Source organism: Vibrio sp. 1S139, from assembly GCF_041439475.1.
Classification (GTDB): domain Bacteria; phylum Pseudomonadota; class Gammaproteobacteria; order Enterobacterales; family Vibrionaceae; genus Vibrio; species Vibrio crassostreae_C.
Genome location: NZ_JBGOOD010000011.1, coordinates 13,841 through 26,302 on the forward strand (window position 1 = coordinate 13,841; position 12,462 = coordinate 26,302).

9 protein-coding genes are annotated in these 12,462 nt (G+C 42.0%); 4 read left to right on the forward strand and 5 right to left on the reverse strand.

The window, feature by feature from the left end; genetic code table 11:
• Positions 1-3: 3 nt before the first annotated feature.
• The 5 genes from ACED46_RS05825 to ACED46_RS05845 all read right to left on the reverse strand — a co-directional run bounded on the left by ACED46_RS05825 (position 4) and on the right by ACED46_RS05845 (position 6,793).
• Entirely contained in the window at positions 4-1,239 is a 1,236-nt protein-coding gene (locus tag ACED46_RS05825) for a cysteine desulfurase-like protein (protein ID WP_371721071.1), read from the reverse strand.
• The gene (locus ACED46_RS05830; RefSeq protein ID WP_102332091.1) at positions 1,223-1,879 is read right to left on the reverse strand and encodes a 2OG-Fe dioxygenase family protein; all 657 of its coding nucleotides are present in this window, start codon (positions 1,877-1,879) and stop codon (positions 1,223-1,225) included. Before ACED46_RS05830 ends, ACED46_RS05825 begins: the two co-directional genes overlap by 17 nt.
• Before the next feature lie 814 nt (positions 1,880-2,693).
• Positions 2,694-4,541 (reverse strand): ATP-dependent endonuclease, encoded by a 1,848-nt coding sequence (locus ACED46_RS05835; RefSeq protein WP_371721072.1) that lies wholly within the window; start codon positions 4,539-4,541, stop codon positions 2,694-2,696.
• Positions 4,538-6,193, reverse strand: coding sequence for an ATP-binding protein (locus tag ACED46_RS05840; RefSeq protein ID WP_371721073.1), 1,656 nt, complete (start codon positions 6,191-6,193; stop codon positions 4,538-4,540). The genes ACED46_RS05835 and ACED46_RS05840 overlap by 4 nt, the downstream gene beginning before the upstream one ends.
• Positions 6,194-6,415: 222 nt before the next feature.
• Positions 6,416-6,793 (reverse strand): DUF6575 domain-containing protein, encoded by a 378-nt coding sequence (locus tag ACED46_RS05845; RefSeq protein WP_371721074.1) that lies wholly within the window; start codon positions 6,791-6,793, stop codon positions 6,416-6,418.
• A 311-nt stretch (positions 6,794-7,104) separates the two neighbouring features.
• Between ACED46_RS05845 and trxB the strand changes: the two genes are divergently transcribed.
• The 4 genes from trxB to azu all read left to right on the forward strand — a co-directional run bounded on the left by trxB (position 7,105) and on the right by azu (position 12,453).
• Entirely contained in the window at positions 7,105-8,064 is a 960-nt protein-coding gene (trxB, locus tag ACED46_RS05850) for a thioredoxin-disulfide reductase (protein ID WP_004733400.1), read from the forward strand.
• Positions 8,065-8,225: 161 nt separating this feature from the next.
• Positions 8,226-10,010, forward strand: a complete 1,785-nt coding sequence (cydD, locus tag ACED46_RS05855; RefSeq protein WP_371721075.1) for a cysteine/glutathione ABC transporter permease/ATP-binding protein CydD — start codon at positions 8,226-8,228, stop codon at positions 10,008-10,010.
• Positions 10,003-11,724: a cysteine/glutathione ABC transporter ATP-binding protein/permease CydC gene (cydC, locus tag ACED46_RS05860; protein ID WP_371721076.1), complete on the forward strand. Its 1,722-nt coding sequence runs from the start codon at positions 10,003-10,005 to the stop codon at positions 11,722-11,724. Before cydD ends, cydC begins: the two co-directional genes overlap by 8 nt.
• A gap of 276 nt (positions 11,725-12,000) precedes the next feature.
• Positions 12,001-12,453 carry an azurin gene (azu, locus tag ACED46_RS05865; RefSeq protein ID WP_371721077.1) on the forward strand — a complete coding sequence of 151 codons (453 nt, stop codon included), beginning with the start codon at positions 12,001-12,003 and terminating at the stop codon, positions 12,451-12,453.
• The last annotated feature ends 9 nt before the right edge of the window (positions 12,454-12,462 follow it).

Here is a 12,462-nt window from a genome sequence, read left to right on the forward strand (position 1 = left end):
TTGCTAATGGCTTCGCAAGATCCCTTCAAGCACATTGAACAGCAAGTCGATCTCTTCAATCGAGTTGTAATGCATACAACCAATACGCACCACGCCCTGCTCTTCGATACCCAGCTGCTTCACCAAACCTAGCGCGTAGAAGTGTCCATTCCACACACAGATATTATGCTCGCCCAGCTTCTTAGCGATAAACTCTGGAGAGTGATTATCAAAGGTGATGGCAAATGTTGGCGTTCTTAGATTCGAGTCAAACTCTGTTTTCCCGTAAAGCTTTGCCCCTTCGAGATCAGACAAGCGTTTAAGGAAGTACTCACTCAGTTGGCTCTCATGCTTATTATAAAGCGCGTAGCTTTGCTCTAAACGAGAACGCAATGAGTCGGTTGGCTCACCAAACTGCGCCAAGTAATCTACTGCTGCAATCACACCGGCAAGGCCTTCAAAGCTTTGCGTACCTGTTTCAAAACGGCCTGGGCCGATATTGGTTGCAGGCTCTACCTTGTAAGGCTTTAACGTGTGTAGCCATTGAGGTGCAACATAAGCAATGCCCACATGCGGGCCGAAGAACTTATAAGCTGAACACGCTAAGAAATCACAATTCAGTTGCTGAACATCGATCAAGTGATGCGGTGCGTAATGTACGGCATCGACATAAACCTGCGCGCCATGCTGATGTGCAAGCTCGATAACTTTCGCCATATCAACAATCGAGCCCGTCGTGTTCGAAGCAAACGTCACCGCGACAAGTTTGGTTTTCTCATTCAGCAGTGACTCAAAATGTGCCATATCCAAACTGCAATCCGACTCGTCTACACGAACTTGACGAACAATCGCCCCTTTGTCGTCTGCCGCTTGCTGCCAGCTCGATACATTCGAATAATGATCTAATGCGGTGACGATAACTTCATCGCCCTCTTGCCAGTCGCGGCTGATCGCACGACTAAGTTGGAAGGTCAGCGATGTCATATTCGCACCGAACACAACGTTGCCAGAAGATTCAGTATTGAGTAGCGCTTGTGCTGCTTCTCTCGCTTGCTGCATTAAGCTTGTCGTCTTTTGGCTAGAAAAGTAATGACCGCCTAGGTTTGAATTAAAGTGCCCGAGGTATTCCGTCATGGACGCCAAAACATTTTCAGGCACCTGAGAGCCACCCGGCCCATCAAAAAAGGTCACAGGCTTGCCATTATGGTATTGGCCTAACGCGCTAAACTGTTGGCGCACATCATTAAGAGTGAAGGACATTACGCGCATCCTTAGCCGTTAATACAAACACATCCATGTAGCCCATCTCGCCGTGGTCTATGGTACGAATCGGCTGTGCGTTGTGCCAAAGCTTACTGTCGGCAAGCATTGCCACTTCACCATCGCCTAACACTTTTCTGAAGAACGGTGCTTCGTGGCTATCTTGGTACAGCATGATTTCGCCGCCCACAATGTTGTGGCGGTTAACACCAATTAAAGCGATGTGGTCGAAGCCGTCTTGGTGAACACCTTCTGGCGCAACCTGAGTCTCTTCAAAAATGGCAGCAATACGGATTTGGTGGATTTCGATTTCTTGTCCGTCTTCAAGCCCATTGGTTTCAATGAACAACTCACACATCTCTTGCATGCCTTCGCTGCTTAAGATTGGTGCTTCAATTGGTTCGAATTGGCGAACAACGTCACCTTGAAAGTGATTAATGTCTTCAGACTGAACAAAGTTATGCTTGTCTAGCTCTACGACTTGTCCATTACTGAATTGAACCACCGAGTATCTTCTTAATCGAAACTGGCCATCCGCATGCTCTGTGCTTGGTAACTTAGAGAATGAAGGTGACAACTCCTCAACCGCGTGGTTACTGAGGTGGGTAATATGTAGGGTATTTTCGTGAGCATGTAACATCATCGACTCCTTAATGATTGTTAATTTACTTTCGACATTTAACGTTTTGTTTACATAAAGGATACTTGAAGATCTTGTCAAATCAACATTAAACAATCATTTATCCCGTCAGGTTTAATAATTCAGACACTAAATCCAACTTGAAAATCAAAAGCAGTGTATAACACCAGAATAAAAGATGACCAACTCTTAAAACTAGCACACTCCACTAGCTAGTTATAAATCCCTGAAAATTTAAATTTAACGATATTATTAACTGGCAAACCATGTTTCATATTGTGTCAGCCCTTTTGCTTCAATACGCCAGCCTCCTTGCATGAGCTCAGGCATCACTCTCGCCATCATTCATTTCTATGCTTTTGCACAGCAAAATACGACCTACCTATCAGTTGCCAAGCTATTGATTATTTACACAACAAACTGAAATTGGTTAATTTATGACTAAGCCAGAAACCAAACGCCTTTGCTTGCGCGTCTGGAACAGGTCGAGTTCGGGGGGAACTCGACCGCCCTCAAATCAACTGACTTTCTTTAAACACTTAACTTTCCGACACCAAACCTTCTGTCCCTATTAAGTTCCAACCTAAAGCAACTATCATCTCTCTAATCAATAAAATAGCTAATTGCCGACGACGCACAGCTTCAAATGGCATGCGCCTAATTCGAATTGATGATGCTATCTATTTGGAGAGCTTAGAGTCGACCATCGCGCCAAGATCTTTGGCAAAGCGATAGCGCCTGTCTTTAACAAGATTTTTTAGATACAAAAAACCACGAGCTAATGCTCGTGGTTTTTGATAAGAATGGCTACAAACTAACTTTTTATAAAAGCGATAAGTTTAATTAATTCTTGTTCTAGATTTAAACTATCTACGTGAGACTTTTCCCAGATTTTGCTAACTTCTTTAGCTAAAGTTACCTTTTTACTAGCATAGTGGATCTTTACATTTTTTAACGCATCACTATCTAATGGTTCATTACTTTCGCTATATTGGTACATATTTGCAATTGCTTCATCAAAAGAATCAAAATCGTCAAAAGTAAAATCGGCTACGTTCTCACTACATAAACACAACTTTTGATGATTACTTTTACTCCCAATAGAGGTTCGCTTAAAACCTTGAGAAATTAATATCTTAAATAGAAGATCCTTATCAATATAATTTTCTATTTCACGTCCCTCGGTAACCCAAACCCCAAAGTAATCCTCTAACGACTTAGAGACACCTGATTGCCCTTCAGCTGCTACAGAAACCCTATCAAGCATTGAAGATAAGTATGCCTTGAAAGCAGAACCTTCCCTAAGTTCACGAGATTTACAATCAGAATCAGTAACTAAGTAAGCTTTTCGACTAGTGCTAAGTACATTAATAAAATCTTGTTCAACATCTTCCAAAACGGTAAAAGACGCTAGGTTAGTTCCACCGAAATATAGGAATGAAAAGTCTTTTCCCTCTTTTAACTCGTTACCTGATAATTCTTCAATCCATTTCTTCAAGTAAATCCTATCACTTGGTCCTTCAACCCAAATTACCGTATTTGCTTGAAGTATTTGAGATGCTTTCACTCCTAAATTATCAAGTGTTTCATAGTACCTTATTACATTATCATTAGGAGTAACCTTACTCGCACCATTATCCTGTTTTGCAATACCAAAAACACTCCAGTGATCATTTACACAATCTATCAATGATGGCGAGTGAGTAGTAATAAAGAACCTATGATTAGTTAATTCTTCTTCGAAAATTTTCACCAATTTAACAACAGAGTCAGGGTGTAAGTTAGCTTCTGGCTCTTCAAGAAAAATATTTAAATTTACATCCTTGTTAATCCAAAGATGGGAAAGTAACATCACAACTTGAGAAACACCCGTACCTAACTCACTCAATGAAAAACTCAACTCAGTCTTAAAATCAATTCTAAGATCGGCATTGTCGACTTCAATAGATGTTATTTCTTCAGATAAAATTTCAGACAACCAAGAAGTCATTTTTAACTTGTATTGGAGCCATCTAGATTTGTTCTTCGTATCAGAGGAGATTGTATCGAGATTTTTTATAATTTTCGCACCATCGAAATAGTAATCATCACTATTTCCAGACGACCTAACATGATGGCGAATTGGGTCAACAAATACTAAAGAACTTAAAAATGCCTTCCAATAATTACTGTTATCAAAATATCCTTTAACATTATCGCTAGCATCAATATATTTACTACTTGAAGAGCCAACATCCGATTTTATTAGCCCATTAACATCATACAATTCAAATCCATCTACGCTGACGTTGAATAGCAAACTATCTAGTTCAATAGAGTTTTTCGATATTAATGAAATATCGTGCTCTTGGATAGGATATCCATTTTTATTTGCATAGCTAACATTGTTATCAGTAGATAATTTTATATTACAAATAACATCATTACTTTCCCATCGCCATTTTTGGCTTTCTTCCAACTCTGAAATGATTGTCGTACTACCACCTTCTTTAAATATTTCTGTTGATAGTACTTTTTTTAAATAATTAAAATATCTAAATAAGTTTGACTTTCCAGAATTATTCGGACCTATTATCAGATTTATAGACTTCAAATTATTTAATTCAACACCGTCAGTATCGTATGAACGCCACCCCGCTAATTTAATAGAATCTAATATCACTTAGTCTTATCCTGCTTCTGCCAAGAGTCTACCAATGCTTTTAATGAATAGTCATTAGGCTTACCATCTTTCCATGACTTATGATATTTAACATCATTACTTCTCGGGGACGGGATCGGTTGCTTAAATTGAACTTTTCTTGGCAAGTTTATCGAATCTCCGGTTACGAAAGCTTCACCATCGCGTAAACTAGGTAAGAAATCTACTTGTCCAGATAGAGTATCCGGTAGTAACCTTTTAATTTTATTTTGATCAATATCATTTGTTAACCTCAATGCTATATATGTTCCGCATTGAGATAGAACTGTTGTCGAAACATTTGATGGCCTTTGTGTGACCACAGTTAAGCCAATACCGTATTTTCTTCCTTCTTTAGCTATTCTCTCTACTCGCTCTTTTGCTATCTTAAACTTTGAATCGCTATCTTCTGGAATATATGTATGAGCTTCTTCCAAAATCAAATTTAAAGGTATGTGTGCTGGGTCTAAATCCCAATATTTAAAGTCAAAGCATAATCTAGATATAATACCAACACAAACCGCTCTAACTTCTGCTGGTAAACCACTAAGATCTAATATATTTAGATAAGTTTCATCCTTACCAACGCCTAATATTATTTCAAAATAATCAGAAATAGTTAGCTTACAGTCAATATCTTTGTGTAAAAAGGTATATCTAGTATCTGAACGTATAGATTCCAGCTTCAAAATCATACTTTGATATGGCTTTTTATCTGTTTTACTACTAATTCCATCCATTGTTGTTTTGAGGTCATCAATAAGTTTGTCGATATCAAAAAATATAGGGGAATCTGCAGAAATTAAGACGTCTTTTATTTTTTCATCCTCAGCATGTTCAAATTTTAGTTTTGTTATATGCTTTTTCAGGATGGCTTTTTGATTTGAGCCCGGCTCTAGATTATAAACACCAAAGAATTCTTCTAAGTCTAAAAACCAATAAGGTAGTGAAAATTCAGACCAAGGTATCGCGTTTGTTCTTTCTTTAAATTCCTGGCTAGGAGAATCTGGGTTATACCCAAACGCTGATGGGTATTCATTATGAATATCAAAAAATAGAATTCGAGGACATTCATACGAGTTGAGAATTGATTGGACGATAGAAGCAACGGTACAACTTTTTCCACTACCAGTCGTACCAAGAATAGCTGTATGACGACCCATTAACTTATCTAGATTCAAATATGTCTGGTTATCATCACCTGAAGCAGTTACACAAAAATGTTCTTTGTCTTCGTTAAGATCTATTCCAATCAGATTATTAACCTGATTGGAAGTTAGAAAGAAAGCTTCACAATTAATTGTTGGTAGCCTTTTTACCCCTCGGTGAAACTTTCCTGAGATCGCACATCCGACCAATGATAACGTAACAATTTTTCTTTCTTCAGATACTATTTGAAGTTCACCATCAGAATTTCTTTTAGTTCTTTCAACTTCTAACACTTGCACTTTATTAATGGTACAAATTGTATCTCCATGTGCTCCCCCGCAGTTCACATACGCGCCAACTTCAGCGCACAATGTATTGCCTTCGAAGTCACACTCTAGGACATCAGCTCTAAGTGAAACGGAATTACCATCCACCTCTTTAATCACGCCAAACTTTAATTCTTTTTTTCTCAATGAACCCGCCATTTGACACATCCTTTCTATTAATCTGACTTCTACACAGAAACTATCGACATTTAACCCGATTCACGTTAGGTGTATTTAGCACTTTTAGTCAACTGATTACATAGATATTTGTACACAAATGTAAGATATATCAATAACTACTGCAATAAGTGTTGACATTTAAGATATTGATATACTGATAGTTTATTGGCAATCGATAGTAATTTGTACAATTTAACGCGTTTAGAGTTTTCCAAGGTCGATTTCAAAATCAACGAGCGGTAAGTTTACTAAGTGCTTGTTCGTTGCGTTTAGCAGTTCGACTTTCGCGGGCTTCCCTACTTCGTTTGTGTAGATAGTCGCAAGATAAAGCTTGTCTGATCGGTGGAACGCATCGTGAAAACTCACATCTTTATTTAACAAGCTGGCTAGCAAAGGCTTGATTACCGAAATGTAAGCCCACTTAATGCACTGGCCGTTGTCATAATCCCCACTCCAATACACCATAAACCTTTGGGTGTTTTCATTCTTAACCGTGAAGCACTTCGGCCCTAAAGCGTCTTGATACACTTCCAGTAGTTCCAATTTACCTAGCTGTGTGCCTGTTGGGAGTAAGTTCATCGCTCGTTCCTCATCTTTCTAACGTTGCCTATCAAACGTGCGTGCAATCTTATAACCAAATACTGTTTTTATATACAGTTTTTTGGCGTATTTTGATATGTAAGTTAGAAATCGAAAAGGCGGCAGCAACAATCCTTGAAGAAGGCGATGGTTTCGCCGATCTTTGAACCACGAAAACGTTTGTCTTCATTAAGTTCTAACGTATAACGATTAATTACACTTCAGCCCTTGTTTACACTTTTATTGCCTCCATATTTTCCATACAATCCTAAGCGATTATAAATAAAAACAATTTCAATTTCGGAGTCCTCATGAGCGACGTAAAGCACTGTAATTTATTGATTCTTGGTTCTGGCCCTGCTGGCTATACAGCTGCAGTTTACGCTGCTCGTGCAAACCTAAACCCAGTACTGGTTACCGGTATGCAGCAAGGTGGTCAGCTTACAACCACGACAGAAGTGGAAAATTGGCCGGGTGATGCTGAAGGTTTAACGGGTCCAGCTCTAATGGATCGCATGAAAGAGCACGCAGAGCGCTTTGAAACAGAGATCCTGTTCGACCACATTAACGAAGTCGACCTATCTAACCGCCCTTTCCGTCTTAAAGGCGATTCAGGCGAGTACACTTGTGATGCGTTGATCATCTCAACGGGTGCATCGGCTAAGTACTTAGGTTTAGATTCTGAAGAAGCATTTAAAGGCCGTGGCGTTTCTGCTTGTGCAACGTGTGATGGTTTCTTCTACCGCAACCAGAAAGTTGCAGTTGTTGGTGGTGGTAACACGGCTGTTGAAGAAGCACTTTACCTATCTAACATCGCATCTGAAGTTCACCTAGTTCACCGCCGTGACACGTTCCGCGCTGAAAAGATCCTAGTGAAACGTTTAATGGACAAAGTAGAGAACGGCAACATTGTTCTTCACACTGATCGCACGCTAGACGAAGTTCTGGGCGACGACATGGGCGTAACGGGCGTTCGTATTAAAGATACTCAGTCTGATAAGACAGAAGATATCGAAGTAATGGGCGCATTCATTGCTATCGGTCACCAACCAAACACTGAAATCTTCAAAGGCCAAGTCGACATGAAAGATGATTACATCATTGTTCAGTCTGGTCTTGAAGGTAACGCGACACAAACCAGCATCCCAGGCGTGTTCGCTGCAGGTGATGTAATGGACCACAACTACCGCCAAGCAATCACTTCTGCTGGTACAGGTTGTATGGCTGCACTGGATGCTGAACGCTTCCTAGATGGCCTTAACGATAAGTAAATCTGAGATTGCAGATTTGATTATCGGTGCTCTCGCCTCAGTAGATGCAGGGCGTCATCACATTTTGTTGTAAATCCCTAGAGCCCAGTGGTATATCCACTGGGCTTTCTTTTGTATACTAGCCGCCCTCAACAAATAATAATTATCATTAAGCCTTCATAATGGATAAGAAAAAACAACGCAGCTTGAACAAGTGGCTTAAGCAACAGAGTAAGTTAGCGAAACGCTGGCTTATGATTGCGATTAGCCTTGGCGTACTTTCAAGCGTGTTTTTAATTGCTCAAGCAGCTCTTCTCGCCTCTATTCTTCACCAGCTGATCATCGAAAATGTCGATAAGTCTGAACTGGTTGGTCATTTCGCAGGCTTGGCACTATCGGTCGTTGGCCGTGCTGGCTGTACATGGGGACGTGAAATCGCAGGTTATCGCTGTGGTGAACAAATCCGGGTCTATATAAGGCAACTCATCCTTGATAAGTTACGTGAGTTAGGCCCTGCTTACATTAAAGGCAAACCTGCCGGTACGTGGGCAACCCTGTTGCTAGAACAAGTAGAAGACATGCAAGACTTCTTCTCTCGTTACTTACCTCAAATGTCTCTGTCGGTAATGATTCCATTCATTATTTTGGTTGTGGTGTTCCCAGTTAACTGGGCAGCAGGACTGATCTTCTTGATTACTGCTCCACTGGTGCCGATGTTCATGGCACTTGTTGGTATGAAAGCAGCCGATGCAAACCGTAAAAACTTCAAAGCACTGCAGCGTCTTTCTGGTCACTTTTACGACCGTTTGCAGTCAATGACAACCATCCGTCTATTTGATCGCACCAACGCTGAAACAGAGGTACTAAAAGGTGCATCTGAAGTGTTCAGAACGCGTACCATGGATGTGTTGAAAATCGCTTTCTTGTCTTCTGCTGTACTTGAGTTCTTCACGTCGATCTCTATCGCGATGACAGCGGTTTACTTTGGTTTTACCTACATCGGTGAGCTTAACTTCGGCCACTATGGCGCTGGCATTACGCTATTCGCAGGTTTGTTTATCCTTATCTTGGCGCCAGAGTTTTACCAACCTCTGCGTGACTTAGGTACTTTCTACCACGCGAAGCAACAAGCGGTGGGCGCTGCCGAAAGTATTGTCGAGTTCCTAGAAACAGACATCACTAAGGTTAAATCAGGCGACACTCAGCTCGACACAGCTCAAGGCATCAATATTGAAGCTACCGACCTAAAAGTGTTAAGCCCTGAAGGTGTTCAATTGGTTGGTCCTATCTCGTTCGCATTGAACACTCGCCAATCGACTGCGTTAGTTGGCCCAAGTGGTGCGGGTAAAACGAGTTTGATCAATGCTATTCTTGGTTTCATGCCTTATGAAGGAAGCTTGAAAATCAATGGTATTGAATTGCGTGACCTCGACTTAGCCTCTTGGCGTAAAACCATTAGCTGGGTTGGTCAAAACCCATTGCTACTGCACGGTAGCATTCGTGACAACGTCACCCTAGGTAAGCACGATATCGCTGACCAAATTGTCGAGAATGCACTTGAGCAATCATTTGCTAGCGAATTTGTAAACGAGCACGGCTTGGATTACATGATTTCTGATCGCTCTGGCGGCCTTTCTGTTGGTCAATCTCAGCGTTTGGCTCTGGCTCGCGCAATGATTCAAGACGGTCAGTTCTGGTTGTTAGATGAACCAACAGCCAGCCTAGATACTCGTAGCGAAAAGTTAGTGATGAAAGGCATCAATAGCAACATCGAAAGCCGCACTGCCCTGCTTGTGACGCACCAACTCGCTCCACTTCAATCGGTCGATAACATTCTGGTTATGCGCGATGGTGGTCTGGTTGAACAAGGTCATTACTCTCAGCTTTCGACTGCGGGTGGTTTGTTTGAAGAAATGCTGAACGCGAACTTAGCTCAACAAGATAATAAGGGTAATTTAGATGCGTGATTTACTGCCTTACCTGAAACTCTATAAAAAGCATTGGTTTGGCCTATCGCTAGGCATGCTACTGGCTTTTGCTACTCTGTCGGCTTCTATTGGCTTGTTAACGCTATCAGGCTGGTTCATTTCAGCTTCTGCGGTTGCAGGCCTTACGATTGCACGTGAAACCTTCAACTACATGCTGCCGGGTGGTGGTGTACGTGGTTTGGCAATGAGCCGCACTGCGGGTCGTTGGGGTGAACGTGTTGTCAGCCACAATGCAACATTCAAACTGTTAACTGATTTACGTATCTTCTTCTTCAAGAAGCTGGCTCCGCTGATCCCAGGTCGTATCTCAAACCTTCGTGATGCTGACCTACTGAACCGTTTGGTTGCTGATGTAGACGCGATGGATCACGTGTACCTGCGCTTAGTAAGCCCTGTGACGGTGGGTGTGTTCGGGATCTTCTTCCTGACTCTGTTCTTGATGTGGTTCGATAGCTCGCTTGGTTTGATCTTGGGTTCTATCCTTCTGATCATGCTGTTGGTTTGGCCAATCTTGTTCTACAAATTGGGTAAACGTAACGGTGGTGAACTGACACAGAACAAAGCTGATCTTCGTGTGACTACGCTAGATTGGATTGAAGGCTACAGCGAACTGACTCTGTTTGGTGCTGAAGAGCGTTACCGTAATGCCATTCTAGAGACTCAACGCAAGCTGATGGCGAATCAGTTTGTGAATGCTAACCTAACCGGTATGGCTTCAGCAGCGCTAATGCTGTTCAACGGTTTGACGTTGGTTCTTATGCTTTGGCTTGCGGCTGACGGTGTGGGTGGTAATGCACCAGACCCGTTCATCGCGCTAATGGCATTCGCAACCATGGCAAGTTTTGAACTGCTGATGCCTATCGCAGGCGCGTTCCAGCATTTAGGTCAAACTCTGTCTTCTGCTCGTCGCTTGAACGAAGTGATTCTGTCAGAGCCTGAAGTTCAGTTTGCTGAAGAGAAACTCGACATCAACAAGCCGCTTGATATTACGTTCTCAAACGTGACGTTCAACTACCCTGACTCTGAGCGCAGTGTTCTGAACGCTGTTGACCTAACGATCCCTGCCACGCACAAGGTTGCGATTGTTGGTCAAACGGGTTCTGGTAAATCGACTCTGATCCAGCTTCTGACTCGCTACTGGGATCCTAAAAAGGGCTACATATCAATCGCGGGTATTGAACTGACGCAGTGGAACGAATCGCAGCTTCGTGAATCAATCAGTGTAGTAAGCCAACGTGTCGACATTCTAAATGGTACTTTGCGTGACAACTTGTTGATTGCAAGACCAGAAGCGACCGATGATCACTTAGCGAATATCCTAAAAGACGTTGGTCTAGAAAAGCTGCTTGAGAATAACGCACTTGATAGCTGGTTAGGTGACGGTGGTCGTCAACTATCTGGTGGTGAGAAGCGCCGTATTGGCATCGCACGTGCGATTCTTCATGATGCCCCTATCCTGCTTCTCGATGAGCCAACAGAAGGCTTAGATAAGCAAACAGAACACAGCATCATGGCACTGTTCGAGAAGCACTTTGAAGGCAAGACTGTTATCTTCATTACGCACCGTTTGATTGGTCTGGAATCGATGGACTCCATCGTTCTGATTGAACAAGGCGAGATTGTTGAAAACGGCTCTCACGAGAAGCTATTAAACGAAGAAGGACGTTACTTCCAACTTCGTCAGGCAATATAGCTTCCCCTTAAGCTATAAAGAAAACCATTCAAAGCCCGAGTTTGATGCTCGGGCTTTTTGTTTGTCTGTAATTCTAGTATCGAGCAACCATTCCCCCTTAAACGGTTGTTCATGCGCTGATTAGTTTTGCCCTTTCCTACAAAAACTTACCATTTATAAAGCAACGAGTTGCGCATAATTCAAGTCGTAGCACATTACTATGATCATCTTTCTAGGATAATACGTATCGATCAACCTCATGGAATAACCTCCCCCTAAAATAATGGAGAACAGTGTATGTCTTTACGATTAATCGCAACAACGATAGCGCTTGTAGGTGCTAGCTTTACCGCTCAAGCGAGCTCGGAATGTGAAGTATCGATTGATGCTAGTGATCAAATGAAATTTTCAACTGACACATTAAGCGTTCCAGCGAGCTGTAAAGAAGTGAAGCTGACGCTAAACCATACTGGTTCTATGCCAGCCCAATCAATGGGTCACAACGTCGTTATAACAGACACTGCGTCGCTACAAGCAGTAGGCATCGATGGTATGTCGGCAGGTATCGACAATAACTACGTAAAACCTGACGACAGCCGCGTTTACGCCTTCACTCGTGTTATCGGTGGTGGCGAGTCAACCTCAATCACTTTCAGCACAGAGAAAATGACAGCCGGTGGCGACTACTCTTTCCTATGTTCATTCCCGGGCCACTGGGCAATCATGAAGGGCAAGTTTGAGTTTATATAACTCGTTAGT